A 25,262-nucleotide genomic window follows, 5' to 3' on the forward strand; every position below is an offset into this window, starting at 1 on the left:
CGGCCGCTCGGAGTCGACGGGCTCACAATGCCACCTTGACGCCGACCGCTGTCGCGATCACGTTGACCAGGAACAGCACCATGAATGTGAAGACAACAGTCTCATTCACGGCATTGCCGACCCCTTGGGGCCCTCCCCCGACATGAATTCCCTTGTAACAAGCGATGAGTCCAGCCGCGACCCCGAAGACGACAGCCTTGCCCAGGCAGACCAGCACGTCGGGAGTTCCTACCAATAGGGTCAGTCCCGCCGCGAAGGCGCCTGGCGTGACGTGCTGGAAGTACACGGCGAAGAAGAACCCGCCGACCAGGCCAGTGACGGTGACTACCGACGCCAGCAGCAACGCCACCACAGTCGCTGCCAGGACTCGCGGAACCACCAGCGCCTGGATCGGATCGATGCCGAGCACCCGCAGCGCGTCTAGCTCCTCGCGGATGGTCCGGGCACCGAGGTCGGCGCACATGGCAGTCGCGCCGGCACCAGTGATGACCAAAACCGTAACGATGGGTCCAGTTTGAGTCAGAGTGCTCAGTGCTGCACCGGCACCGGAGAAATCCGCTGCACCGATTTCGACAAGCAGCGTACTTACGGTGAATGTGGTCAGCACAACGAACGGAATCGCCAACAGCACCGTGGGCAGCAGCGAAACGCGTGCCACAAACCAGGTCTGGTTAAGAAACTCCCGCCAAGCCCACGGCGGCCGAAACATCTGCACAAACGTGTCCAATGACATTGCGAAGAATCCGCCAAGCGCCGAGGCAGGCTTGACTACATCGGCCACCGCGATCATTGGTCTCACCCTCTCGTAGTTGAAGCATCCGCCCCACGACGCGTGACGCACAGACAGATGCAGCAAACCTAAGGCACCCCGATCGACCGGAACATTGGCTGAACCGTCAAATCGCGACCGCTTGGTTTGACCGGGTTGGCAAATGCCTCGCATTGCGGCGTCGCACAGCTCATTTGAAGATCGAGTCGCCGGCGCTGTTCATGTCGACCAACGCCAAAGTCCGCACCGATCACCGGGCGGTTCGATGCGACAATCGCATCCGGCTGACACTGCGGGACGACCGAAGCCGTTGACGGGCAAATCGAGTGCTTGTCGACGAACTCGGCGATGTGGACTTAGTGCACCTGCACATCGTGGAGACCACCGACAGGAAATACGCCGTCGACCTGCGGTGTCCCGCGCTCCAAGCCCCAAGTGAATCCGCGACGTCGAATACCACCGCGATCAGCCGGGTCCGGGCCTGGCCGGTACAGCCTTGACCATGAGCTATATCGAACACTATGGCAGGTGCGCATCGCCTCCGCAGCTAACTGGATCGGAAGGCATTGGCACGTTAACCCTGATGCGCTTCAATAAGATAGGACTAGACGCTGCGTGGATCGGATTGCCGCCGTACGCGCATGAACGTCGTTAAGGCTCCCTTGAGTGGGCCGGTCGGGGTTAGCGTCCGTGAGCGGTACTGCACTGCCAGCGCTACCTAGGTGTGATGTCCAGGGACGTTGGTCAGCCGAGTGACCGGTGGGCGGCCTCCGATGGCGGAGTGGGCTCGGTGGTGATTGTAGAAATGCAGCCAGCTCGGTAGGGCTGTGTTGCGTTGTTCGGTGGATTCGTAGAACCGGGCGTAGGCCCAGCCGTCCCCGAGCGTGCGATGGAATCGCTCGATCTTGCCGTTGGTCTGGGGCCGGTATGGCCGGGTTCGCTTGTGGCTGATGTTCAGTTCGGCGCAGGCACCGCGCCAGGCCAAGGATTTGTAAGCCGACCCGTTGTCTGAGAGGACTCGTTCCACCGTGACGCCGCGTTCGGCGAACCAGGCCACCGCGCGCTGCAACACACCGATCGCGGTGGCCGCTTTCTCGTCGGACTGGATCTCGACGTACGCAACCCGAGAGTGATCATCAATAACTGTGTGCAGGAACGCAATTCCAATTCGCGGTCGATAATCGTCGGCACGTTCACCGGTGCGATGCGCGGTCAGCTGCCGGTTGCGCTTGCCTTGTTGTCGGCTAAGGAACTTGTGCCCACCGCCGTCGGGGATGTTGCCGAATTTGGTGACGTCGACGTGGATCAGCGAACCGGGATGATCGTGCTCATAGCGGCGCAGCGGTTCGCCAGTTACGCGGTCGATGTAGGACAACCGATTGATCCGGCACCGGGTCAGCACAGCGTGCACCGTGGACGCCGGCATGCCCAGTCGTCCGGCGATCTGCACGGGCCCGAGCCGCTTGCGCCACCGCAGGTCCACGATCCGACGCATGACCTGGTCGCTGGTCTTGGTGGGGCTCCGGTGCGGTCGCGAGCTACGGTCGACCATGCCGGCAGAGCCTTCGGTACGAAAGCGATCGGCCCATTTCTTGGCGGTTCGAGGCGCGACCATGAACATCTTGGCCGCAGCGGTATAGGTCCAGCCCTTCTCGATGATGAGCTCGGCGAGCTTCAATCGTGCGCGCGGGGTTAATGCAGCGTTAGCGTGGGACACGAAGGCCTCCTGGTTGGTGAAGCGGTTCCTAGACAGCTCCACTTCACAACCGGAGGCCTTCCCTGTCACACAGGCTCACCGATACATAACGGGACAACGTCCCCGGACATCACACCTAGGCCGCGATAAGATCGCGCAGCAGAAGCCAGCTCGTTCGGACAAGCCGTCGGAGAACATTCGCCGTCATGTTGCGCAGTCGATTTTGATTAGCTTTTCCTGCAACATGTTTGGTAGTTGTCGCACATTGGTGCGGCATGCCTGGCCGTGCTCATCGCGGAAGGCGATCACGCCACTGAACGACGAGGCCATCGGTGGCGCCGAGCTTCAATTGCGCTGCACAACGGGGGAAGAGACGTCTACAAAGTCCAGTGGAGAACTTGAACGACCTGCCGCCGGCGAGCAGCTCCATACCAGTCGATCGGCTGTGTTGAACAAACCTGCAGTCTCACTCATAGACCCAAATATCGATATCACTCTCTTGACGAAAACTCTTGCCAGACAGTTGCATTACTACCGTCAACTAGGTGGCAGCTATTGACCCGACCGAGTCGACATGGAGCAATGATCAGAACCTGTGGATGAGCCTCGGCGAGGCGGCGTAGGAAAGGGCGCACCTTCCCGAGGATGATCTGAATGTCGAAGGTCTGATCAAGAGCCGGCGTTGGCGCGCTGGTTCGGGAAGGTACGCCCATGCTCACGGTAGTTCACGATGCGGATTCATCCAACGAGGATGCTGGCTCGTCGCGGTCGTTGCTCGATGAGATTGTCCGCGACGGTGCCCGCCAGATGCTGGCCGCAGCGTTGCGGGCTGAGGTCGCCGCCTACATCGAGGCTCATGCCGGTGAGCTTGATGAGAACGGGCACCGGCTGGTGGTGCGCAATGGCTATCACCGCGAGCGCGAGGTGCTCACCGCGGCGGGCGCGGTGAGTGTGACCGCGCCGCGGGTCAATGACAAACGTGTTGACCCGGACACTGGTGAGCGGCAACGGTTTTCCTCGGCGATCCTGCCGGCGTGGGTGCGCAAGTCGCCGCAGATGACCGAGGTGTTGCCGTTGCTGTATCTGCATGGCTTGTCGACCAGTGATTTCGGTCCGGCGTTGGAGCAGTTCCTGGGCTCGGGTGCCGGCTTGTCGGCCACGACGATCACCCGACTCACCACGCAGTGGCAGGACGAGGCCAAGGCCTTCGAGGCCCGTGATCTGTCGGGCACCGACTACGTCTACCTGTGGGTCGACGGCATCCATCTCAAGGTGCGCCTGGAGCAGGAGAAGCTCTGTTTGCTGGTGATGATCGGTGTGCGCGCTGACGGCCGCAAGGAGCTGGTCGCGCTCACCGACGGGTACCGGGAGTCGGCCGAGTCGTGGGCTGATCTGTTGCGGTCGTGCCGACGTCGCGGGATGACCGCACCGGTGCTGGCCGTCGGCGATGGGGCCCTGGGGTTCTGGAAGGCCGTGCGTGAGGTGTTCCCGGCCACCGGCGAGCAGCGGTGCTGGTTTCACAAGCAGGCCAATGTTCTTGCCTGCCTGCCAAAGTCGGCTCATCCGGGGGCGATCGCGGCGATGCGGGAGATCTACAACGCCGAGGATATCGACCACGCGCAGGTGGCGATCAAGGCGTTCGAGGTGGACTACGGCGCCAAGTACCCCAAGGCGGTCGCCAAGATCGTCGATGACGCCGATGTGCTGCTGGAGTTCTATAAGTACCCGGCCGAGCACTGGGTCCATCTGCGCACTACCAACCCGATCGAATCAACGTTTGCCACGGTACGTTTGAGGACCAAGGTGACCAAGGGGCCGGGTTCACGCGTCGCCGGAATGGCCATGGCTTACAAGCTGATCGACGCCGCGCAAGCCCGCTGGCGAGCCGTCAACGCACCGCACCTGGTCGCTCTGGTCCGGGCCGGCGCGATCTTCCACAAAGGCAAACTGCTCGAGCGACCCACCGACATCACCCCGTCGGCGGACTCGGCACCGACCGAATCAACTGGAACGGAGGTCGCCTGAAACAAGCCGATCCACAGGTATTGACAATTCCTCGTCGACATGACGCAGCAAAACAGTTCTCCGACAGTGACAAGCACGACGGCAATAGTTCTAGCGGTTGGCTCGTTTGTGCCGGGTGTCCTCGCAGGTGCCCCGCTCGTCGACCGCGTGAAACACGTGTGAGAACACAAACCTGACAATCTCCTGTGCAAGCGATCTAGCGGACGTATATTTCGGTTTCGAATGCCACCATCGACCCGCCTAGTGCCACCGTCATCGGTGTGTGGCTATACCAATTGGTACGCACGGCTGGATCTCATCGCGACGCTAATGTCACTGCACCGCGAACTCCCGGGCCCGCAGGTAGGCGCGCCAGCCACCGAACTCCGAGATGTCGGGCGCGGCGATGGCCTCTTCGTCGGCGCACACGAACCCGGTCTCCCAGGACCCGTCGTCGAGTTCCACCGCCGCCAGTCCCATCGGCGTCGGGAGGGCGGCCAGGAACGTCCCGAGTGCCGCCGGCGAGAGCGACCAGCGCTCCACTTCGAAGGCCCGCCCGCCATGCGGCAGCCGCACCAGCGCGGGCTTGCCCGACGGCAGCGCCGTCATGCGATAGCGCTCGGCCGTGCGGGCCGGGCCGTCCCACCGCGCCCCGAGATCGTGGAGCTGACCGGCCAGCGGCTGATCACGCAGATGCGCACCGGCCACCACCAGCGTCATCACCCCGGCGCCCGCCCGCTCCGGCCACGACGCCACGGTGCCCCGGTCACCACCGCCCAGCCGGGCCGCGATGTCCGCCACCACGGCGTCATCGAAGGCCCGCCCCAATACTGTGACACCGAATTGCGCTGTGGTGCCGTCGGATTCAACAACCTCGCCCGCCGGAACCGCGACGCCGCACATGTCGAAGAGATTGCAGAAATTGGTGTACGTGCCGATCCGGGCGTTGACCGCGACGGGGTCGGCCGCCACCTCCGCGAGCGTCGGCTGCAGCGGAGCGGTCGGGACGAGCAGCGCGTCGCACTCCCCCAGGGCCCGGAATGCCCGCTCCCGCAGGCGGTCCAGCTCACGACGGTCGCGCAGCAGTCCGGTCGCGGTGTGCGCGCCGCCGGCGGCGATGATGGCCGCGACGGTCGGATCGAGACCGGCATCGGCACCGGCGGCGGCGATGAAGTCCCCCACCGCTTCGGTACGTTCGGCGACCAGCGCGCCTTCGTACAGCAGCCGTGCGGCCGCCAGGAAGTCCGTGAGATCGATGGGAACGATTCGCATCCCGGCGTCCCGCGCGGCATCGACCGCGCGCTGGAACGCGACATCCCACCCGGGCGCCATCGCCGGGAGCTCGGCCGGGACGGCCAGGATCGGGTCGGCCGGGGCGGCGAAGCGGGTCGACGTGGGCCAGGGCCGCTGAGTCGTGGCTGCCATCACGGCCATGGCGTTCTCCGCCGTGGCCAGATCCCGCGCCAGGATCGTCACGCAGTCATAGCTCGGGCAGGCCGGGACGACACCCGCGGTCGACACCAGGCCAATGGTGCCCTTGATGCCGACCAGGCCCTGGTACGCCGCCGGCACCCGGCCGGATCCCGCCGTGTCCGTGCCGATTCCGAGGTCGGCCGCACCGATGGCCACCGCGACCGCCGAACCCGATGACGAGCCGCCCGAGATCCGGTCCGGCCGCTGCGCGTCACGCACGGCGCCGTAGGGGCTTCGGGTGCCGACGAGCCCGGTGGCGAACTGGTCCAGATTGGTCTTGCCGATCACCACCGCCCCGGCCGCCCGCAGCGCCGCCACCGCGGGCGCGTCGGCGTCCGGGGTGTAGGCGTAGCCCGGGCACGCGGCGGTGGTCGGGAGGCCGGCGACGTCGACGTTGTCTTTGACTGCCAGCAGCTGTCCGGCCAGTGGGCCCTGCGCCTGCGCGAACTCGCGGCGCACGGTGTCCTCGTCGCGCACGGTGATGAAGGCTTCCGGCCGCTGCGCGATGGCCGCGTAGGCGGCGCTGATCCGGTCCGTCATGCGACTTCCTGTCCTGTTGTGGCGCAGCGCTTCTTGCGTGCGCCGATCTCGCCGCTGGCCTCCCAGCGGGCGCGTTCCTCGTTGCGGGCGGCGGTCATCCGCTGTCGCACCGCGGCGATGTCGTCGGCCTCCCGCGCGAGGAAGGCCAGATGGTCGGCGATCCGGAACTCACCGTCGGTGATGTCGACGGTGCCGCGGCCGGCGGCGACGTCGGCCCGCAGGTCGGTGAGCTCATCGGAGGACACCGGATACCACGACACCTGGTCGAAGAACCGCAGCAGCCACGGCTGCTCGGGCTCGAAACCGGGTGCGGACAGCGGGAATCGGTGGTTCCACACCTGGGTGGTACGGCCCATCAGCTGGTAGCCGCCCGGGCCTTCCATGCCGTAGATGCAGAGGTAAGCGCCGCCGATGCCGACCGCGTTCTCCGGCGTCCAGGTCCGTGCCGGGTTGTACTTGGTGGTGACCACGCGATGGCGTGGATCGACCGGCGTGGCGACGGGCGCGCCGAGGTACACATCACCCAGGCCGAGCACGAGATAGCTTGCCGCATGGACGATGTCGAACACCTCCTGCTGCGACTCCAGGCCGTTCATCCGGCGGATGAACTCGATGTTGCTCGGGCACCACGGCGCGTCGTCGCGCACACCGTTGCGGTACCGGTCGATGGCCAGCCGGATGGTCGGATCGTCCCAACTCAGCGGCAGCCGAACCGAACGGCTCGGCAACACCAGCTGGTCGACGGGCCCGAGCGCGGACTCGAGATCGAGTACGAAGGCCGTCATCGCCTGGTGATCGGTGAGCGCGGCGTCGAACTTGACCTGCAGCGAACGGATTCCAGGCGTCAGGTCGATGATCCCGCGCGGCCGGTGTGCCTCGATCGCGGTGTGCAGGGCGTGCACCCGCGCCCGCAACACCAGATCCAGTGTCATCGTGCCGTATTCGACCAGCAGGTTGTCGTCGCCGCTGCGGCGCAACGTCATCGACGTCGTACCGTCGCCGGTGACCCCGCGGTGCAACACGCCGTCATCGCCGTCACCGCGCGGGCTGCGCACCACCGGCGACGCCGCGCGCCGGGATGTCCCCAGCGCCGCCAGCGGTGCCGCGGCACTGGCCCGCACCGGAACGAAGCGCACCCGGTCGCCGGGCGTGAGCTGTCCGAGCTTCCAGCGGTCCGCCGACGTCACCGTCACCGGGCAGACGAAACCGCCGAGGCTGGGTCCGTCCGGGCCGAGCAGGATTGGGGTGTCGCCGGTGAAGTCCAGTGCGCCAACCGAATACGGGGTGTCGTGGATGTTCGACGGGTGCAGTCCGGCCTCACCGCCGTCGGGCCGCGCCCACTGCGGTTTCGGCCCGACCAGGCGCACGCCGGTGCGGTCGAGGTTGTGGTCCACCAGATACGTGGCCTCATAGAGGCTCTCGATGTCAGCGCGGGTGAAGAACTCCGGCGCGCCGTGGGGTCCCTCGGTCACCGCCAGCCGCCATTCGTGACCGATCGATGGGATCTCCTCATCGGTGAGGCGGCGCGGTCGTCCGCCTGGAACACCCAGATCGAGACGGTCACCGGCCGCGAGCGCCCGCCCGCCGGCGCCGAACTTCCCGAGCGTGAACGTCGAGCGCGAGCCGAGGTACGCCTCGGCCTCGATGCCGCCGGCCACCGCGATGTAGATCCGCATGCCGACGCCCTGCACCGCACCGATCTCGAGCACGCCGCCCTCCGGGACGGCGATGGGCGCCCACTGCCGCGCCGGCACCCCGTCGAGCGTGACCGATACCGGCGCGCCGGTGACGCAGACGACCGTCGCCTCGTCGAATCCCAGTGTGGGACCGGCCATCGTGGCCTCGAGGCCCGGTGCCCCCTCGGCATTGCCGACCGCGAGGTTGGCCAGCCGCAGGGACAGGTCGTCCATCGGCCCCGACGGCGGTACGCCCACCTGCCAGTAGCCGATGCGGCCCGGCCAGTCCTGGACGGTGGTGCTCGGCCCGGGCCGCAGCACGGTGAGGGCGGATGGCGCCATTCGGGTACTCCTTCGAATGCAGAACGCGGTGCGAGAGAACGTGGATCAGGACGGGCGGGTGACGATCATCCGCACCGGTGTCGGATCGAAGCCGTTGCACGGGTTGTTGATCTGCGGGCAGTTGGACACCAGTACGAGGACGTCGGTGTCGGCGCGCAGCGCCACCCGCAGTCCCGGCGCCGACAGCCCGTCGACGATGCCGAGCGTGCCGTCGGCCTCCACCGGCACGTTCATGAAGAAGTTGAGATTCGGCGCCAGATCACGCTTTCCGAGACCGTACCGGGCGCCTTCGATCAGGAAGTTCTCGACGCAGGCGTGCTGGTGCCGGGTGTGGTGGCCGTAGCGCAGCGTGTTCGACTCCTGTGAGCAGGCGCCACCGACGGTGTCGTGGTTACCCACCTCGTCGGCCACGACGGTCATCAGTGCCTCACCGTCGCTGTCCCGCAGCACTGTTCCGGTGCTGACGAACAACGACCGTTGCGCCGTGATGGTGGTCTGGGCGCTGTACCGCCGGGACGTGTCGTGGGCGCCGTAGATCAGCGTGTCCACGGCCTGGTTGCCGCGCAGGTCGACGATGGTCAGCACATCGCCGGCCGCGACGATCGCCGACCAGGGGCCGCGGGCCTCGACGATCTCGTCGCGGATGGTCGTGCCGGACACCAGCGCGGGAACCGAGTCGATGGCGGTGCTCATGCGGGAACTCCTTCGGTGAGATGCAGTGCGGTCCAGACGTCTTCGGTGTTGCGGTGCGCGCGTTCGTATTCGGGCCCGATCGTTTCGGCGCGGGCGGCCAGGTCGGCCAGGTCGGCGGGGGCAGACCAGGCCAGCACCTCCAGGTCGGAGGTCTCGAAGGCCGGCGCCTCGTCGAGCGGGTGTGCGGTGTTGGCGATGGCGACGATCACCGGCAGGTGCAGGATCAGCTCGATGGCCGTGCCGGGTCCGGCCGAGCCCGTCGAGACCAGATGGCCCGCATCGTCGGCGCGGACGCCGTGGAAGAACGACACGCCGGGGCCGACGTCGCGCGGGCCGAGGCCGTGTTTGAGCGCGGCGAGCACCAGCAGCTCGCGCCCGGCCGGGCTGTCCGAGTGCGCGGTGCCGGCGCCGTAGCGCGCTTCGTTCTGGGCTCGGGTCGTGGTGCCGCACAGGGCATCGTGGTGGCCCGAGGTATCGGCGACGATGGTCGCCAGGACCCGTCCCTGGTCATCGAGCAGCGGATGCCCGGTGCCGAGGTACGCCTGCCACGGCACCTTGACGGTGTCGGCGGTGTTGAGCCGTTCCCAGGGGGCGTCGGCGCGCCACAGCAACAGATGCGCGCAGGCGCGGCCCTCGATGTCGGTGAGCCGCAACCGGGTTCCCCGGTCCAGCACCTTGCTGGTGTAGCGGCCGCCGGGCACCGTCTCGGCCCAGGTCAGGCGGTCGGCGTCGACGCCGGCGGGCGGTGTCGGCCACAGCGATGCCGGGACGACGGGCATGGCCGCGGTGTGCGTGCCGGCCTGTGCCCGGGCGTGCGCACGGGCCGCCGCGGTGGTCGAAGTGGTGGAAGTGGACGAAGAACTCATGAGAATCCTTTCGGCAGTAGCTGATTGGCAGAGGTCAGAGCGACCCGACGGGGCGCGGATGGGTCCGGCGGTACGGGAAGCACAGGGCGCCGAGCGCCACGATGGCGACGATGGTGAACGGCCCCGCCCACACCAGCAGCGGCATGGTGCCGGTCGGGTCGTAGATTTCCGGACGTGGCCAGGCCAGGTTGATCACCATCGCCACGCCGTACATCACGGCGAACAAGTTGACCGGCAGACCCCAGCGGCCCAGCGAGAACAGCGGCCGGCCGCCGGCGTCGGTAGCCGTGGTGTCCCAACGCATTCCGCGCAGTCGGTGTGCCAGGAGCGGCGCGGTCACCAGCAGGTAGGCGATATAGATCGCGATGATGCAGACGCTCGCCAGGGTCGCGAAGATCGCGGAGTTACCGACGTTCACCAGCAGCACACCGACACACGCGACACCGACCACGATCGCCGGCGGGATGGGCGTCCCGGTAGCCGGGTTGACGCGGGACAGCAGCGACGAGAACGGCAGCCGGTGATCGCGTGCCATGGAGAACATCAGGCGCGTGGCAGCGGTCTGAATTGCCAAGGTGCAGATGAAGATCGCGATCGCCACGTCGACGAGGAGCAACGTGCCCCACGGCGAGGACAGCACCGCACCCAGCACGTAGGGCAGGCCTTCGGTCGCGAGACGGCCGTCGGTCAGGCTGGGCGCGGCCATCAACGCGCCGATGATCATGAGACCGCCGCCGAGTGCCGAGACGGTGAGCGCCGACCGGATGGTGCGCGGGGCGACCCGACGCGCGTCGCGGGTCTCCTCGGCGAGTTCACCGGCCGAACCGAAGCCGACCATGACGTAGGCGGCCATCAGCCCCGAGGCGATCCAGGCCCAGCCGTAACCGGAACCCGTTGCACCGGTGTCGAAGACGACCTGCGGGCCACGCTGTGCGTGCGTGAAGAACACCCCGACGACCGCGATCACACCGATGATCTCGCAGCACACACCGATGGTCGCCACGCGCGACATCCAGCGGACGCCGATGCAGTTGATCGTGGTGGTGATGACCAACAGCGCCGTACCCAGCAGGACGGCGTTGGCGGCGCCGTCGGCCGACGTGAGGGCGGTGTCGGTGCCGATGATCTGGAAGCCCGACCACACCGCCGGCAGCACCACCTGCAGCGCGATGGCCGCGGCAGACGCCGTGATGATCTGGGCGAGGATCATGAACCACCCGCCGAACCAGCCGACGACCTCACCGCCGAGTCGACGGGCCCACTGGTAGATGGCCCCCGAGATCGGGTAGCGCGCCGCGAGTTCGGCGAAGCACAGGGCCACCGCGAACTGTCCGATGAACACCACCGGCCACGTCCAGAAGAACGCCGGACCGCCGAAACTGTATCCGAGGCCGAACAATTGGAAGATCGTGGTCAGGATCGAGACGAACGAGAAGCCTGCCGCGAACGACGCGAACTTGCCCAGCGAGCGGTGCAGCTGTTGGTCGTAGCCGAACTCGGCGAGATCGTCGTGGTCTGCCGGCGACGTGTTGGTCAATGTCATCCGATCCCGATTCTGCGAAGCCTAATACCTGTCAACTGACAGAATTAATGCGAAGCGTGACGCAGAGGGGTCACCGACGTTTCCGCCGTGGGTCGCGATGTAACAGTTGGGTTTCGTGCGAGCCGACGCTGCACGGAAGAGCGCAGGTGGCACAGTAGTGGCATGAGCCGCCCCGGCCGCCCCCGCCATCGCGACGCCCTACGCCCCGGCAGCACCGCCGTCGAGCAGATCCTCGATGCCGCCGGAGAACTGTTCGTGACGCAGGGCTTCACGGTGACCTCGACCCGGTCCATCGCCGAGGCCGTCGGCATCCGTCAGGCCTCGCTGTACCACCACTTCCCCAACAAGGAAGCCATCCTCGAAGCGCTGCTCGATGCGACGGTGGTGCCGTCGCTGGAGTTCGCGCGGCGCGTGACGCGGTCGGTGGACGATCCCAAGGCCGCCCTGTGGGCAGTGACGGCCGGCGACGCGGCCAACCTGCTGTCTGTGCCGTGGAACCTGGGCCGGCTCTATCTGCTGCCGGAGGTCGACGGCATCGAGGGCTTCCACCGCCGGCGCCGTGAGTTGCACGCCGTTTACCGCGAGTTGGCAGTCGATGCCGTGGGCGGCCGTGACGAGTTCCGCTGCGGCCTGCCGGTGCGGCTGACCGAGACGGTCATCGCACAGCGCGTCGACGACCCGGACATCACCGGTGACGACGTGGCCGAGGCCATCGCCGATGCGGCGCTGCGGGTACTTGGCGTCGACGTCGACGACGCCCTACGAGCCGAGGGACGGGCGCTGGTCGAGCAGCACCTGGCCGAGCCGGATTAGGCCTCGGGGGCGAGCAACTGGTCGGCGTCGAAGCAGCTGTGGTCGCCGGTGTGGCAGGCCCCACCGACCTGGTCGACTTCGAGCAGCACGGCGTCGCCGTCACAGTCCAGCCGCACCGAGTGCACGTACTGCGTGTGGCCCGATGTCAGACCCTTGACCCACTGCTCACCGCGCGAGCGGGAAAAGTACGTCGCCTCACGGGTTTCCAGAGTGCGGGCCAGCGCGTCGTCGTCCATCCAGGCGACCATCAGCACATCGCCGGTACCCCGCTGCTGCACCACGGCGGTGAACAGCCCGGCCTCGTTGCGCTTGATGCGGGCGGCGATCCCGGGATCCAGGCTCATCGCACCGTGATCCCTTCGGCCGCCATCGCTTCCTTCACCTGACCGATCGTCAGCTCCCGGAAGTGGAAGACGGTGGCCGCCAGGACCGCATCCGCACCGGCCTGCACCGCGGGCGCGAAGTCGCCGACGGCGCCGGCTCCCCCGCTGGCGATCACCGGCACGCTCACCGCGGCGCGCACCGCCCGCAGCATCGCGAGGTCGAAACCGGCCTTGGTGCCGTCGGCGTCCATGGAATTCAGCAGGATCTCCCCGACCCCGAGTTCGGCTCCGCGCGTGGCCCATTCGACGGCGTCGATGCCGGTGCCGCGGCGGCCGCCGTGGGTCGTCACCTCCCAGCCGGACGGCGTCGGCTCGGATCCTTCGGGCACGGTGCGGGCATCCACCGACAGCACGATGCACTGCGAACCGAACTGCCGCGACAGCTCCGACAGCAGCTCGGGCCGGGCGATCGCGGCGGTGTTGACCGAAACCTTGTCGGCGCCGGCGCGCAGCAGCGTGTCGACGTCCTCGACCGAGCGCACGCCGCCACCCACGGTCAGCGGGATGAACACCTGCTCGGCGGTGCGGCGCACCACCTCGAGCATGGTCGAGCGGCCCGACGACGACGCGGTGACGTCCAGGAACGTCAGCTCGTCGGCGCCTTCCGCGTCATACGCGGCGGCCAGCTCGACGGGATCACCGGCGTCCCGCAGGTTCTCGAAGTTGACGCCCTTGACCACCCGGCCGCCGTCGACGTCCAGGCACGGGATGACGCGCGTTGCGAGACTCACAGGTAATCCTCCGGAATACCAACGGATTTCACGATCTCCAGCATCCTCTCGTGCACACCGGGTGCGGCGGCCAACGCAGATTTCGAATCGGCCGTCCACGGCTCGCCGGCGAGGTCGGTGACGATACCGCCGGCGGCCCGGACCAAGGCGACACCCGCGGCGTGGTCCCAGATGTGGTGACCGAAGCTGATCGCGCCGCCGAGAATGCCGGCGCCGACGTACGCCAGGTCGAGGCCCGTCGCGCCGTGCATCCGCACCCGCGAGCATTCCCGCGTCAGGCTCGACAGGACCGCATTGCGCCACCGCCCCGGGAAACGGCCCTTCGAATCGATGTTGAAGGTCTGGATACCGACGATGGATTCGGCCAGCGTGGTCGGGGCCAGCGGCGGCAAGGCCGTCTCCCCGTCGCGGACGGGACCGTCCACGGTTGCGACGTAGCGCTGGCCCATGAACGGCAGCCACGTCAGCCCGGCGACCGGGGTGCCCCGCCACAGCAGGCCGAGCAGGATCGCCGCCATGGGCGAACCGGCCGCGTAGTTGAATGTGCCGTCGATCGGATCGAGCACCCACACCAGCTCGGAGTCGATGGGCTCGCCACCGAATTCCTCACCGTGCACACCGATTCCGGTGGCCGACGTCAGGGCCGCGACGACCTGGCGCTCGATGGCGAGGTCGATCTCGGTGGCGAAGTCGTTGCCCTTCTTGCGAACTGCCGCGTCGGCCTGGTGGCCGGCGATGAACGGGGCGACGGCATCGTCGAGGATGCTGGTCGCGGCCGCGACCAGCTCTGCCAACCTCGCCGGTTCGATCACTTAACCGCAGCCAGCGCCTCAGGCAGCGTGAACCGCTCTGCGTACAAGGCCTTTCCGACGATGGCGCCCTCGACGCCCTGCCCGGTCAGCGTGGCGATGGCGCGCAGGTCGTCCAGGCTCGACACGCCACCCGACGCGATGATCGGCGCGTTGGTGCGGCCGGCGACGGTGCTCAGCAGGTCCAGGTTCGGACCGGTCAGCGTGCCGTCCTTGGTGACGTCGGTGACGACGTAACGCGAACAGCCTTCGCTGTCGAGGCGTTCCAGCACGTCCCACAGGTCGCCGCCGTCGGTCTCCCAGCCGCGGCCGCGCAGGCGCCAACTGCCGTTCTCGAACTGCACGTCCAGGCCGACCGCCACGCGGTCGCCGTACTCGCCGATGGCCCGCTTGCACCATTCCGGGCTCTCCAGCGCCGCGGTGCCGATGTTCACGCGGGCGCAGCCGGTGTCCATGGCCGCTTTGAGCGACTCATCGTCACGGATGCCACCGGAAAGTTCCACGGCCACATCGAGTTTGCCGACGACCTCGGCCAGCAGTTCCCGGTTGCTGCCCCGGCCGAACGCGGCGTCCAGGTCCACCAGGTGCACCCACTCGGCACCGTCGCGCTGCCAGGTCTGCGCCGCCTCCAGCGCCGAACCGTAATCGGTCTCGCTGCCGGCCTTGCCCTGCACCAGCCGCACCGCCTTGCCGTCGACCACGTCAACGGCCGGCAACAGAATCAAACTCATAGCCCCTCAACCCAATTCGCCAACAGCGTCGCACCTGCGTCGCCGCTCTTCTCCGGATGAAACTGTGTCGCCGACAACGCGCCGTCTTCGACGGCCGCGATGAACGGCACGTGATGCGTGGCCCAGGTGACCTTCGCGTCGGCATGGCCGCCCCACTGCTGGGCGGCGTAGGAATGCACGAAGTAGAACCGGGTGTCGGCGTCGAGCCCCTTGAACAGGGTGCTGTCGGCGGCGGCATCGACGGTGTTCCAGCCCATGTGCGGAATCACCGGCGCATCCAGCCGGGTGACCTCACCGGGCCACTGCCCGCAGCCTTCGGTCTGCACCCCGAACTCGACGCCCTTCGAGAACAGAATCTGCATGCCGACGCACACACCCAGCACCGGGTGGCCCGCGGCCAGCCGGTCGGCGATGATCTTCTCGCCGCCGATCGACCGCAGACCGGTCATGCAGGCCTCGTAGGCGCCGACACCGGGCACAACCAGACCGTCGGCGGCAGCCGCGGCAGCGGCGTCGGCGGTGACCTCGACGTCAGCGCCGACCCGCTCGAGGGCGCGCTGCGCGGACCGGAGATTGCCCGAGCCGTAGTCCAGAACGACGAGTTTCTTTGTCACAGAGTGCCCTTGGTCGACGGCACGCCGGCCACCCGAGGGTCGGGTTCGACGGCCTGACGCAGCGCGCGCGCCACGGCCTTGTACTGCGCCTCGGTGATGTGGTGCGGGTCGCGGCCGTACAGCGTGCGCACGTGCAGCGCGATCTTGGCGTTGAAGGCCAGCGATTCGAACACGTGCCGGTTGATCACGGTGTGGTACGGCACCGAGGACCCGGCGATGGTGAAGGACACCATCGACTCCGGTTCACCGGTGTGCACGAAGTACGGACGGCCCGAAACGTCAACGGCCGCATGGGCCAGGGTCTCGTCCATCGGGATGAACGCGTCGCCGAACCGGCGGATGCCCTTCTTGTCGCCCAGGGCCTGGCCGAGTGCCTGGCCCAGGACGATCGCGGTGTCCTCGACGGTGTGGTGGCCCTCGATCTCGACATCACCCTTGGCGTGCACCGTCAGATCGAAGCTGGCGTGCGTGCCCAGGGAGGTCAGCATGTGGTCGAAGAACGGCACCCCGGTGCTGATGTCGACCTGGCCGGTGCCGTCGAGATCGATCTCGACGACGATGCTCGACTCTTTGGTGGTGCGTTCCACGCGGGCGCGGCGGGTCATGAAACTCCTTGTGGGGCTAGTTCCGTTGCGGCGAGCTTGGCGCTGACTTCCAGCAGGGCGTCGTTCTCCGCGGCCAAACCGACGGTGGTGCGCAGGAATCCGGGGATTCCGACGTCGCGGATCAGCACGCCGGCGTCGAGGTAGCGCTGCCAGGTCGCCGCGGCATCGGCGAACTCGCCGAACAGGATGAAGTTGGCGTCACTGGGGATCACCCGGAAACCCATGCCGGACAACGCCGCTGCCACCCGGTCCCGCTCCGAAGCCAAAGTGGCGACGCTGCTCAGCGTCTCATCAGCATGCCGCAGCGCGGCACGCGCGGCCGCCTGCGTCAGCACCGACAGGTGATACGGCAACCGCACCAGCAGCATCGCATCGATCACGGCAGGGTCGGCCACGAGGTAGCCCAGCCGCCCGCCGGCGAAGGCGAACGCCTTGCTCATGGTGCGGCTGATGATCAGCTTGGCCGGGTACTCGGCGAGCAGCGCGACACCGCTGGGCTGCGACGAGAATTCGCCGTACGCCTCGTCGAGGATCAGCACACCGGGCGTGACGTCCAGCAGGCGGCGCAGGTCGTCGAGCGGAACGCTCTGCCCGGTCGGGTTGTTGGGGCTGGTCACGAAGACGACGTCGGGTCGCTGCGCCTCGATGGCGGCCACCGCCACGTCGACGTCGAGGCCGAAATCGGTCGCCCGGGTTGCCGACAGCCATTCGGTCTGGGTGCCGTCCGAAATGATGGGGTGCATCGAGTACGACGGCACGAAACCGATGGCGCTGCGGCCCGGCCCGCCGAACGCCTGCAGCAGCTGCTGCAGGATTTCATTGGAACCGTTTGCCGCCCACAGGTTTTCCGCCGTCAGCGCGACACCCGTCTGCGCCTGCATGTACGCGGCCAGATCGGTACGCAGCGCCATGGCGTCGCGGTCCGGGTAGCGGTGCAACTCGGCGGCGGCCGCGGCGACCGATGCGGCGACGTCGTCGACCAGCGCCGGTGTCGGCGGGTGCGGGTTCTCGTTGGTGTTGAGCCGCACCGGCACCACGAGTTGCGGTGCGCCGTACGGCGATTTGCCGCGCAGGTTCTCCCGCAGCGGCAGGTCGGCCAGGGAGATCTTCTTACCCATCAGCGTTCGAACCTCCGGCGCACAGCCTCACCGTGCGCCGGCAGGTTCTCTGCCGTGGCCAGCGTGATCACGTGACCCGCAACGTCTTTCAGGGCCGCCTCGGTGTAGTCGACGACGTGGATGCCACGCAGGAACGTCTGCACCGACAGGCCACTGGAGTGCCGCGCGCAACCGGCGGTCGGCAGCACGTGGTTGGACCCGGCGCAGTAGTCGCCGAGGCTCACCGGCGACCAGGCGCCGACGAAAATGGCGCCCGCCGAACGGATTCGGCCGGCGACCTCAGCGGCGTCGACGGTCTGGATCTCCAGGTGCTCGGCGGCGTAGGCGTTCACGACACGGACCCCGGTGTCGAGGTCGTCCACCAGCACGATGGCCGACTGTTTGCCGTTCAGCGCGACCGTCACCCGCTCACGGTGCAGCGTCGTGGCGACCTGCGCGGCCACCTCCACATCGGTGGCGTCGGCCAGCTTCTCACTGGTGGTGACCAGCACGCTGGCCGCCATCTCGTCGTGCTCGGCCTGGCTGATCAGATCGGCGGCGATGTGCACCGCGTCGGCCGAGTGATCGGCCAGGATCGCGATCTCCGTCGGGCCGGCCTCGGCGTCGATGCCCACCTGGGAACGGCAGATGCGCTTGGCGGCCGTGACGAAGATGTTGCCCGGGCCGGTGATCATGTCGACCGGCGCGAGCTCTTCGCCGGTCGTGTCCACGCCGCCGTAAGCCAGCAGCGCGATGCCCTGGGCACCGCCGACAGCCCACACCTCGTCGACCCCGAGCAGAGCTGCCGCGGCGAGGATGGTCGGGTGCGGTAGTCCGCCGTGGTCCTTCTGTGGCGGGCTGGCGATCACCAGGGAGTCGACGCCGGCGGTCTGGGCCGGGACGACGTTCATCACGACGCTCGACGGGTAGACGGCGTTGCCGCCGGGGACGTACAGCCCGACGCGTTCGACCGGGACCCACCGTTCGGTGACGGTCGCGCCCGGGGCCAGCGTCGTGGTGGTGTCGGTGCGCCGCTGGTCGGCGTGCACGGCACGGGTCCGCTCGATCGCGACCTCGAGCGCCACCCGCACGTCGGCGGGCAGGCGGGTCAGCGCGGCGTCCAGCTCCGCCTTGGGGACGCGTACGGCGGCCGGCCGCACGCCGTCGAAGGACTCGCCGTATTCGAGGGCCGCCACCGCACCGCGTTCGACCACCGCGTCGACGATCGGGCGTACCTTGGGCAGCACCGAATCCACGTCGACACCGCCTCGGGGCAGCACCGCTCGCAACTGCGCCGCGGACAGCTGCTGACCTCGCAAATCGATACGCGAGAGCTTCACTGCAGTGTTCACCCCACTATTCTCCCAGAGCAGGCCAAATCGAATACGGAGGCGTCATGTCAAGCCGTCAGGACCACCCCAACAACGCCGCCGGCGTGCCGATGATCTTCCCGGTGTGGTTGGAGAACTTCCAGATCAAGTACATCAACCCGGCGTTGCGCCCGCTTTCGAAGAAGCTGCCCGGGTTCTCAGTCATCAAGCATCGCGGCCGCAAGTCGGGTAAGGAATTCGAGACCATCGTCACCTCGTACCGCAAGGGCGATGTGCTGGCGATCGGGCTGGCCCACGGCAAGACCAACTGGGTCAAGAACGTGCTCGCCGCCGGCGAGGCCGACATCCACGTCGCGCGCAAGGATCTGCACCTGGTGAATCCGCGCATCCTGCCCGCGGGCACCGATGACCCGTCGTTGCCGCGGATCGCGCGGATCGTGGCCAAGCGCAGCGGCGTGTTCGTCGCCGACATCGCCCACTGACAAACCGGGGGCCACGCTGATCGTCAGCGTGGCCCCCGGTCCGTCGACGGCTACTTGCAGATGTCGTTGATCTGCTTGCTGTCGGCGCCGGCGTCATCCAGGCGCACCTTCTGCTGCGGATCGTCGGTCTGAGCGCCGGCCGTCGCCGCGGCCCCGATGTCCAAGAGGGTGTTGGCGTACTTGCGCGCCGCCGTCGCGAGGTCGGCCGGGGCGGCCGGGTCGATCCGGTTCAGCAGGTACTGGCCACCGGTGATCAGCGCCAGACGCGCGTTGGCGGCCACGGCCAGGGCACCCGTGGTGTCGTCCGGCCCGCCGGGGACCGCCAGGTTGGTGTTGATCGCGATGCCCTTGCTGACGGTCTTCATGGCGTCACAGAGCGCGATCTTGGCCGTGTCCTGCTCGGCCTCGGTGTACTTCTTGTCCTGGTTCTTCACCGCGTACAGCGCGTAGCCGCCGATGCCGGCGGCGATCAGGCCGATGACCACGGCCGCAATCGCGATGATCTGCGTGACGGACATCGAACCCGACGTCTCGTCGGTGTCCTTTGCGGCTTTGCTCAGTGTGGTGGTCTTGTCTTCGGTCTTCTCGTCTTCCGCCATGCTCGTGATAGTAGCGGCCGAGTTACGTATCGAGGCCGACGTCGAGCACCCGCACCGAATGCGTCAGCGCACCGATGGCGAGGAAGTCGACACCGGTCGAGGCGTAGGCCGCGGCCGACTCCAGGCTGAGCCCGCCCGACGATTCCAGCTTGGTGCCGGGTGCGCGGGCGTCACGGCGCTGCACCGCGATCTGCGTCTGCCAGACCGGGAAGTTGTCCAGCAACACCAATTCGACGTTCTCACCGAGGATTTCGTCGAGTTGCTCGAGCGAATCCACCTCGACCTCGCACGGCAGATCCGGCGCCACCGCACGGACCGCCTGCAGGGCCGCGAGCACCGATCCGGCAGCCGCGACGTGGTTGTCCTTGATCAGGGCGGCATCGCCCAGACCCAGCCGATGGTTGACACCGCCGCCGACGCGCACCGCGTACTTCTGCAACAACCGCAATCCGGGCAACGTCTTTCGGGTGTCACGGATGGCGGCCTCGGTCCCGGCCACCTCCTGCACCCAGCGCGCCGTCTCGGTGGCGATGCCCGAAAGGTGGCAGACGATGTTCAGCATCGTGCGTTCGGCCGTCAGCAGGGCCCGTGTCGGCGCTTCGACGGTCAGCACCGCATCGCCGGGCTTGACCTCGGTGCCGTCCTCGGCTCGGTCGCGGATCTTGTAGGCGCCCTCCCCGATCACCTTGTCCAGCACCAGAACCGCGATGTCCAGACCCGCGATGACGCCCTGCTGTCGCGACACCATCGACGCGACCGTGGTGGCGTCGGCCGGCACGGTCGCCACCGAGGTGACGTCCGGCCCGTAGCGCAGATCCTCGTCGAGCGCGCGATCGATGATCGCGTGCGCGTCGGCCAATTCGGCTGCGGTCAATGCCATCAGTTACACGCTCCTATCGGCAGGGCGGCCACGGCGCGCCCGGCGGCGTCCAGCCGCACATCGATCGATACCCCGAACGCCGGATCGCGGTCCGGTCGGTCACTGCGGTGGTGGCAGCCACGGGATTCCGCACGGACGGCTGCCGCGGCAGCAACCGCCGACGCCGTCACGGTCAGGGCCGCATCCTCGACGGCCGCCCGGTCCGACATGGCCATACCGCGGGCGCCGGCGAGCAACTCGCTCAGCCGGTCCAGTCCAGCGGCGTCGCGCACCACCGAGGCGTACCTGGTCATGTCGCGTTGCAGGGCATGCCGATCCAACGCGGGCCGCTTGCCCAGATCCGGCTCCGGCACGCGGTTTCCACCGGCATCGCGGGCCTGCTCGGCCGCCGCACGACCGGCGCGGCCGCCAACCACCAGTCCTTCCAGCAGGCTGTTGGAGGCCAGGCGATTACCGCCGTGCATACCGGTGCGTCCGACCTCACCGGCGGCGTACAGGCCGGCCATCTCGGTGCGGCCGTACACGTCGGTGACCACACCCCCGCAGCTGTAATGGGCGCCCGGCACCACCGGAATCGGTTGGCGCGCAGGGTCGATGCCGGCCGCCAGGCATGCGGCCGTGACCGTCGGGAATCGGGCGGCGACGTCGGGGACGCCACGGGCATCGAGGAAGACGTAGTCGTCGCCGGTGGCCGCGAGGCGGGCATCGATGGCGGCGGCCACGACGTCGCGCGGGGCCAGGTCGCCCATCGGGTGCACGCCGTCGGTCACCGAGTCGCCGCGAAGGTCACGCAGGATGGCCCCTTCGCCGCGCAAGGCCTCGGTGATCAGCGGGCACCGGCCGCCGGCCGCGCCGGTGTACAGCATGGTCGGGTGAAACTGGACGAATTCGATGTCGCGGACCGGCAATCCGGCGCGCAGCGCCAGGGCGATGCCGTCGCCCGTCGAACCGTCCGGGTTGGTCGTCGCGGTGTACAGCTGCCCCAGGCCACCGGTCGCCAGGATCACCGACGGCGCCGTCAGCACGCCAGGTCCGTCCGGGCTCAGCACCAGCAGGCCGCTGACCGCTCCGTCGTGGTGCAACACCTGCAGCGCAACATGATTGGGCCGGATGTCGAGCGTCTGGGTGGCGGCGGCCAGGGCACGCTGCACCTCGGCGCCGGTGGCATCGCCACCGGCGTGGATGATGCGGCGGCGGCTGTGTCCACCCTCGCGGGTCAGGGACCAGGCCCCCGGCCCGACTTCGTCGAAAGCCGCACCGGCACCGACCAATTCACGCACGGCGGCATAGCCGTCGGCGACGATCGAGGTGACCGCGTCGACATCGCACAAGCCGGCTCCGGCCGCGACGGTGTCCGCGACGTGCGCCTGCACCGAGTCATCGGTGTCGGGGATGACGACCGCGATGCCCCCCTGGGCGTAAGCGGTGGCCGTCTCGCCGGACTTGCCGACGACCACGACGCGGCTGCCGGCCAGTTGGGCGGCACGCGCCGCCGCCAGGCCCGCGACCCCCGTACCGACGACGATGACGTCGGCGCGCTGGCGCCAGTAGCCACGGCCGCCGCAGGCGACCGAACGGCCCGCGTGGGCGCTCACGCTATTCCCCGCCGCCGGGCTGCCCGATCCCGATCATGCGCTGCACGCTCAACCGAGCTGCGGCCGCGACATCTTCGTCGACGTGAACTTCGTCAGCACCGTCCCGCAGGCAGCGCAGCAGCGCGGCCGGCGTGATCATCTTCATGTACGGGCAGGAGGCCCGATCGTTGACGGCGAGGAACTCGGTTTCCGGTGCGGCACGGCGCAACTGGTGCAGCATGCCGATCTCGGTGGCGACCAGGACCTGCTTGGCGTGGGTCTCGCGGGCGGCGTCGAGCATGCCGCCGGTCGACAGGATCTTCACGCGGTCGTCGGGTACGGCACCCTCGCCGGCCAGATAGAGAGCCGAAGTGGCGCAACCGCATTCGGGGTGCACGAAGAGTTCGGCGTCGGGATGCGAGCGGGCCTGGTCGGCGAGTTCGTCACCGTTGATGCCGGCGTGTACGTGGCATTCGCCGGCCCAGATGTGCAGGTTGTCCCGGCCCGTCATGCGGCGCACGTGCGCGCCGAGGAACTGGTCCGGGCAGAACAGCACGGTCTTGTCCGCGGGGATCGAGGCGACGACCTCGACCGCGTTGGACGAGGTGCAGCAAATGTCGGTGAGGGCTTTGACGGCCGCGGTGGTGTTCACGTAGGACACCACGACGGCGTCCGGGTAGTCGGCCTTCCAGGCCCGCAGGTCGTCGGCGGTGATCGAGTCGGCCAGCGAGCAGCCCGCCCGCTGGTCCGGGATCAGCACGGTCTTGGAGGGCGAGAGGATTTTCGCGGTCTCGGCCATGAAGTGCACACCGCAGAACACGATGGTGTCCTCGGCGGCGTCCGCGGCGATGCGCGACAGTGCCAGCGAGTCGCCCACGTGGTCGGCGATGTCCTGAATCTCGGGCAGCTGGTAGTTGTGCGCGAGGATTGTGGCGTTGCGCTCCTTGGCAAGGCGACGCACTTCGTCTGCCCACTGCCCGTCGGCGACCACGTCGCCGAAACCTTCGAACTCCGCCGCACGGTCCAGAACCGTCATGGCCGTCTCCTTTGAACCTGGCCAGGTTTTCGACTTATGATCGAAAACATGCCACATACTAGCACTGCACATGGAATGTTCACCTTCGTGTACCGCGTGCGACAGCAGCCGGCCTGACGGTCACCCGCCCTACCAGCAAAGACGGCGCCGGATGACCGGGCCGATCCTCACTCGGCGTCGATCTCGGGACGATTCCGATAGTCCTGCCAGGTCTGCCGAGTCTGGGCCGCGATGGCGTCGTTCGCAGCTCCGCTGCCGTCCCACAGTCCCCGGGCGGAAACCAGCACGATGGGCCAGAAGTACGCCGCGACATCGCGCACCTGGCGGATCGGGATGCCCGTGGCCACGGCGGCGTAGTGCAGCCAGTAGTCGTCCGCCCGGGGGCACACGTGAGCGAACGCTTCACCCCGATCCCGCAGCGCCCCAAGCAGTTCCGGCGGATAGGCCACACCGGACACACCTGTCGCGAACACCGTCTCGGAGGCTTCGGTCGTGGTGCACATCGGCCAGGTTCGGTACGGACCGTCGCTGCGCATGCGCGCACGGAACGCGGTGACCTCGCCGGGCCGGTGCGCTGCGAGCAGCTCCGCGAGCCAGGTGGGCGGGTAGTAAACGTCGTCGTCCGCCGCGACAAGGGTGCGGCCGGGTTCGTCCGGCAGTACCTCGTTGGTATACGGGAAGTACTTCTTGTGCGGCCCATAGTCGCGGCAATGACGAATTTCCAGCCCACGTGCCTGCAACCGCTTCAATGTCGCCGGCGGATCGACGCACGCGTCGCGGTCATCGAGCCACAGAATCAGCCGACGCGGCTTGACGGCGCCGGCGCCGATGGTCTCGATCGTTTGCCACACCGTGGCAATCCGCTTGCCATAACTCGTCAATGACACATTGGCGGCACCGGTGCCGACGACCGGCTCAACGGACCTGTGGTTTCTGGCGAGCAGGCGCGGACCGAGTGTGCCCAGCTCGGCGAGGGTGCAAATCCACCCCAGCGGGTCTCTTGGCCGAATGCCGACATTGCGCATGGCCCACCGGCCTTCCCCCGCACGACGAACACGAAGCTTTGCTGCAATCGAGCGTGAGTCTACTGGCTGGGTGGAGATTCTTCTTTTCGAAGATCACGCGCCTTGGCTCGCCGGGATTGCCGTTTCGCCCGGCCGCCTCTCCCCGTGCGCCACTTTTGATCTCCCACGTTTTCGACTTAAAATCGAAAACGTGACGGATGTGGGTACTGCGCATGAAGTGCTCGCCGTCGTCTTCCAGGTGCGCGACCTGGACAGCAAGAGGCCGCAGCTCAGCGTGCTGCTCTGGGAGCGCGCCATGGAGCCGCAACGCGGCGCGTGGTCCCTGCCCGGCGGTCAGCTGCGGCACGACGAAGACATGGTCAGTTCCGTCCGGCGTCAGCTCGCCGAGAAGGTCGACCTGCGCGAACTGACGCACCTCGAGCAGCTCGCGGTCTTCTCCGAGCCCAAGCGCGTGCCCGGGCCGCGCACCATCGCGTCGACCTTCCTGGGCCTGGTGCCCTCCCCCGCCACACCGGAACTGCCGGGCGACACGCGCTGGCATCCAGTGTCAGCGCTGCCACCCATGGCCTTCGACCACGGCCCGATGATCACGCACGCGCACGCCCGGCTGGTCGCCAAGATGTCGTACACCAACATCGGATTCGCCTTGGCGCCAAAGGAATTCACCCTCACCACCCTGCGGGACATCTACGCCGCCACGCTGGGCCACCAAGTCGATCCGACCAATCTGCAGCGCGTGCTGGCCCGGCGCGGCGTCATCACCCCGACCGGCACGACGGCACGTTCCGGCCGCAGCGGCGGCCGACCGGCCGCGCTGTACCGGTTCACCGACTCGACATACCGCGTCACCGACGAGTTCGCCGCGCTACGCCCACCTAGTTAGTCACTCTACGCACCGTGACGTAGGTCACTTTCCGGCCACATTTCGCGAGCCGGAATTGGTTTTTAAG

The 25,262-nt window shown here is 67.8% G+C and carries 24 protein-coding genes; 4 read left to right on the forward strand and 20 right to left on the reverse strand.

Annotated elements, in window-relative coordinates; all coding sequences use genetic code 11:
* Window positions 1-22: 22 nt before the first annotated feature.
* Window positions 23-790, reverse strand: a complete 768-nt coding sequence (locus ACZ5IQ_RS18025) for an MlaE family ABC transporter permease (protein WP_406775217.1) — start codon at window positions 788-790, stop codon at window positions 23-25.
* A 697-nt stretch (window positions 791-1,487) separates the two neighbouring features.
* The gene (locus tag ACZ5IQ_RS18030; RefSeq protein ID WP_212814951.1) at window positions 1,488-2,486 is read right to left on the reverse strand and encodes an IS481 family transposase; all 999 of its coding nucleotides are present in this window, start codon (window positions 2,484-2,486) and stop codon (window positions 1,488-1,490) included.
* A 690-nt stretch (window positions 2,487-3,176) separates the two neighbouring features.
* Here ACZ5IQ_RS18030 and ACZ5IQ_RS18035 point away from each other — a divergent pair.
* Window positions 3,177-4,490, forward strand: coding sequence for an IS256 family transposase (locus ACZ5IQ_RS18035; RefSeq protein ID WP_052536990.1), 1,314 nt, complete (start codon window positions 3,177-3,179; stop codon window positions 4,488-4,490).
* 312 nt (window positions 4,491-4,802) lie between these two features.
* Here ACZ5IQ_RS18035 and atzF read toward each other — a convergent pair whose 3' ends face one another.
* Genes atzF through ACZ5IQ_RS18060 form a run of 5 tightly spaced genes read right to left on the reverse strand, consistent with a single transcriptional unit; the run spans window position 4,803 to window position 11,602 of the window.
* Window positions 4,803-6,482, reverse strand: coding sequence for an allophanate hydrolase (gene atzF, locus ACZ5IQ_RS18040; protein WP_464480054.1), 1,680 nt, complete (start codon window positions 6,480-6,482; stop codon window positions 4,803-4,805).
* Window positions 6,479-8,500, reverse strand: coding sequence for a 5-oxoprolinase/urea amidolyase family protein (locus ACZ5IQ_RS18045; protein ID WP_464480055.1), 2,022 nt, complete (start codon window positions 8,498-8,500; stop codon window positions 6,479-6,481). The genes atzF and ACZ5IQ_RS18045 overlap by 4 nt, the downstream gene beginning before the upstream one ends.
* 45 nt (window positions 8,501-8,545) lie before the next feature.
* Window positions 8,546-9,193: an urea amidolyase associated protein UAAP2 gene (locus tag ACZ5IQ_RS18050; RefSeq protein ID WP_135357820.1), complete on the reverse strand. Its 648-nt coding sequence runs from the start codon at window positions 9,191-9,193 to the stop codon at window positions 8,546-8,548.
* A complete protein-coding gene (locus ACZ5IQ_RS18055) occupies window positions 9,190-10,059 on the reverse strand; it encodes an urea amidolyase associated protein UAAP1 (protein WP_135357819.1) in 870 nt (289 codons plus the stop codon). The genes ACZ5IQ_RS18050 and ACZ5IQ_RS18055 overlap by 4 nt, the downstream gene beginning before the upstream one ends.
* Window positions 10,060-10,093: 34 nt before the next feature.
* A complete protein-coding gene (locus tag ACZ5IQ_RS18060) occupies window positions 10,094-11,602 on the reverse strand; it encodes an amino acid permease (RefSeq protein ID WP_061003039.1) in 1,509 nt (502 codons plus the stop codon).
* Between the two features lie 162 nt (window positions 11,603-11,764).
* Between ACZ5IQ_RS18060 and ACZ5IQ_RS18065 the strand changes: the two genes are divergently transcribed.
* Entirely contained in the window at window positions 11,765-12,415 is a 651-nt protein-coding gene (locus ACZ5IQ_RS18065; RefSeq protein ID WP_064859542.1) for a TetR/AcrR family transcriptional regulator, read from the forward strand.
* On the opposite strand, the gene hisI is transcribed toward ACZ5IQ_RS18065, so the two are convergent.
* The 8 genes from hisI to hisD are packed head-to-tail and all read right to left on the reverse strand — an operon-like array spanning window position 12,412 to window position 18,725.
* Window positions 12,412-12,759 carry a phosphoribosyl-AMP cyclohydrolase gene (hisI, locus tag ACZ5IQ_RS18070; protein ID WP_064981726.1) on the reverse strand — a complete coding sequence of 116 codons (348 nt, stop codon included), beginning with the start codon at window positions 12,757-12,759 and terminating at the stop codon, window positions 12,412-12,414. The genes ACZ5IQ_RS18065 and hisI overlap by 4 nt on opposite strands.
* Entirely contained in the window at window positions 12,756-13,556 is an 801-nt protein-coding gene (gene hisF, locus ACZ5IQ_RS18075) for an imidazole glycerol phosphate synthase subunit HisF (protein ID WP_406775222.1), read from the reverse strand. Before hisF ends, hisI begins: the two co-directional genes overlap by 4 nt.
* Window positions 13,526-14,338, reverse strand: a complete 813-nt coding sequence (locus tag ACZ5IQ_RS18080; RefSeq protein ID WP_212814754.1) for an inositol monophosphatase family protein — start codon at window positions 14,336-14,338, stop codon at window positions 13,526-13,528. Before ACZ5IQ_RS18080 ends, hisF begins: the two co-directional genes overlap by 31 nt.
* Entirely contained in the window at window positions 14,338-15,069 is a 732-nt protein-coding gene (priA, locus tag ACZ5IQ_RS18085; protein ID WP_212813960.1) for a bifunctional 1-(5-phosphoribosyl)-5-((5-phosphoribosylamino)methylideneamino)imidazole-4-carboxamide isomerase/phosphoribosylanthranilate isomerase PriA, read from the reverse strand. The genes ACZ5IQ_RS18080 and priA overlap by 1 nt, the downstream gene beginning before the upstream one ends.
* Window positions 15,066-15,683 carry an imidazole glycerol phosphate synthase subunit HisH gene (hisH, locus tag ACZ5IQ_RS18090; RefSeq protein ID WP_212813958.1) on the reverse strand — a complete coding sequence of 206 codons (618 nt, stop codon included), beginning with the start codon at window positions 15,681-15,683 and terminating at the stop codon, window positions 15,066-15,068. Before hisH ends, priA begins: the two co-directional genes overlap by 4 nt.
* Window positions 15,680-16,288 (reverse strand): imidazoleglycerol-phosphate dehydratase HisB, encoded by a 609-nt coding sequence (hisB, locus tag ACZ5IQ_RS18095; RefSeq protein ID WP_020103224.1) that lies wholly within the window; start codon window positions 16,286-16,288, stop codon window positions 15,680-15,682. Before hisB ends, hisH begins: the two co-directional genes overlap by 4 nt.
* On the reverse strand, window positions 16,285-17,406 hold the full coding sequence (locus ACZ5IQ_RS18100; protein ID WP_212813956.1) for a histidinol-phosphate transaminase: 1,122 nt from the start codon (window positions 17,404-17,406) through the stop codon (window positions 16,285-16,287). Before ACZ5IQ_RS18100 ends, hisB begins: the two co-directional genes overlap by 4 nt.
* Window positions 17,406-18,725 (reverse strand): histidinol dehydrogenase, encoded by a 1,320-nt coding sequence (gene hisD / locus ACZ5IQ_RS18105; RefSeq protein WP_406775221.1) that lies wholly within the window; start codon window positions 18,723-18,725, stop codon window positions 17,406-17,408. The genes ACZ5IQ_RS18100 and hisD overlap by 1 nt, the downstream gene beginning before the upstream one ends.
* 56 nt (window positions 18,726-18,781) lie before the next feature.
* On the opposite strand from hisD, the gene ACZ5IQ_RS18110 reads away from it, so the two are divergent.
* Window positions 18,782-19,198: a nitroreductase family deazaflavin-dependent oxidoreductase gene (locus tag ACZ5IQ_RS18110; protein WP_212813952.1), complete on the forward strand. Its 417-nt coding sequence runs from the start codon at window positions 18,782-18,784 to the stop codon at window positions 19,196-19,198.
* A gap of 50 nt (window positions 19,199-19,248) precedes the next feature.
* Here ACZ5IQ_RS18110 and ACZ5IQ_RS18115 read toward each other — a convergent pair whose 3' ends face one another.
* From ACZ5IQ_RS18115 to ACZ5IQ_RS18135, 5 genes are all read right to left on the reverse strand, one after another.
* Window positions 19,249-19,797, reverse strand: a complete 549-nt coding sequence (locus ACZ5IQ_RS18115) for a hypothetical protein (RefSeq protein ID WP_212813950.1) — start codon at window positions 19,795-19,797, stop codon at window positions 19,249-19,251.
* Window positions 19,798-19,819: 22 nt separating this feature from the next.
* A complete protein-coding gene (gene nadC / locus ACZ5IQ_RS18120; protein ID WP_212813948.1) occupies window positions 19,820-20,677 on the reverse strand; it encodes a carboxylating nicotinate-nucleotide diphosphorylase in 858 nt (285 codons plus the stop codon).
* Window positions 20,677-22,272: an L-aspartate oxidase gene (locus tag ACZ5IQ_RS18125; protein WP_212813946.1), complete on the reverse strand. Its 1,596-nt coding sequence runs from the start codon at window positions 22,270-22,272 to the stop codon at window positions 20,677-20,679. The genes nadC and ACZ5IQ_RS18125 overlap by 1 nt, the downstream gene beginning before the upstream one ends.
* 1 nt (window position 22,273) lies before the next feature.
* Entirely contained in the window at window positions 22,274-23,287 is a 1,014-nt protein-coding gene (gene nadA / locus ACZ5IQ_RS18130; RefSeq protein ID WP_212813944.1) for a quinolinate synthase NadA, read from the reverse strand.
* Between the two features lie 167 nt (window positions 23,288-23,454).
* A complete protein-coding gene (locus tag ACZ5IQ_RS18135; protein WP_244872864.1) occupies window positions 23,455-24,138 on the reverse strand; it encodes a hypothetical protein in 684 nt (227 codons plus the stop codon).
* Between the two features lie 364 nt (window positions 24,139-24,502).
* Here ACZ5IQ_RS18135 and ACZ5IQ_RS18140 point away from each other — a divergent pair, with 364 nt between their 5' ends.
* On the forward strand, window positions 24,503-25,195 hold the full coding sequence (locus ACZ5IQ_RS18140; protein WP_305798837.1) for an NUDIX hydrolase: 693 nt from the start codon (window positions 24,503-24,505) through the stop codon (window positions 25,193-25,195).
* Window positions 25,196-25,262 lie beyond the last annotated feature (67 nt).

This window comes from Mycobacterium toneyamaense, assembly GCF_055384815.1.

Excerpts from the sequence above, each read along its gene's own strand:
- ACZ5IQ_RS18035 (WP_052536990.1), top strand. The coding sequence starts at position 3,177 with ATGCTCACGGTAGTTCACGATGCGGATTCATCCAACGAGGATGCTGGC.
- hisB (WP_020103224.1), bottom strand. The coding sequence starts at position 16,288 with ATGACCCGCCGCGCCCGCGTGGAACGCACCACCAAAGAGTCGAGCATC.
- ACZ5IQ_RS18100 (WP_212813956.1), bottom strand. The coding sequence starts at position 17,406 with ATGGGTAAGAAGATCTCCCTGGCCGACCTGCCGCTGCGGGAGAACCTG.
- ACZ5IQ_RS18050 (WP_135357820.1), bottom strand. The coding sequence starts at position 9,193 with ATGAGCACCGCCATCGACTCGGTTCCCGCGCTGGTGTCCGGCACGACC.
- priA (WP_212813960.1), bottom strand. The coding sequence starts at position 15,069 with ATGAGTTTGATTCTGTTGCCGGCCGTTGACGTGGTCGACGGCAAGGCG.
- ACZ5IQ_RS18055 (WP_135357819.1), bottom strand. The coding sequence starts at position 10,059 with ATGAGTTCTTCGTCCACTTCCACCACTTCGACCACCGCGGCGGCCCGT.
- ACZ5IQ_RS18065 (WP_064859542.1), top strand. The coding sequence starts at position 11,765 with ATGAGCCGCCCCGGCCGCCCCCGCCATCGCGACGCCCTACGCCCCGGC.
- atzF (WP_464480054.1), bottom strand. The coding sequence starts at position 6,482 with ATGACGGACCGGATCAGCGCCGCCTACGCGGCCATCGCGCAGCGGCCG.
- ACZ5IQ_RS18045 (WP_464480055.1), bottom strand. The coding sequence starts at position 8,500 with ATGGCGCCATCCGCCCTCACCGTGCTGCGGCCCGGGCCGAGCACCACC.
- ACZ5IQ_RS18110 (WP_212813952.1), top strand. The coding sequence starts at position 18,782 with ATGTCAAGCCGTCAGGACCACCCCAACAACGCCGCCGGCGTGCCGATG.
- ACZ5IQ_RS18060 (WP_061003039.1), bottom strand. The coding sequence starts at position 11,602 with ATGACATTGACCAACACGTCGCCGGCAGACCACGACGATCTCGCCGAG.
- ACZ5IQ_RS18025 (WP_406775217.1), bottom strand. The coding sequence starts at position 790 with ATGATCGCGGTGGCCGATGTAGTCAAGCCTGCCTCGGCGCTTGGCGGA.
- nadC (WP_212813948.1), bottom strand. The coding sequence starts at position 20,677 with ATGGCATTGACCGCAGCCGAATTGGCCGACGCGCACGCGATCATCGAT.
- hisI (WP_064981726.1), bottom strand. The coding sequence starts at position 12,759 with ATGAGCCTGGATCCCGGGATCGCCGCCCGCATCAAGCGCAACGAGGCC.
- nadA (WP_212813944.1), bottom strand. The coding sequence starts at position 23,287 with ATGACGGTTCTGGACCGTGCGGCGGAGTTCGAAGGTTTCGGCGACGTG.
- ACZ5IQ_RS18115 (WP_212813950.1), bottom strand. The coding sequence starts at position 19,797 with ATGGCGGAAGACGAGAAGACCGAAGACAAGACCACCACACTGAGCAAA.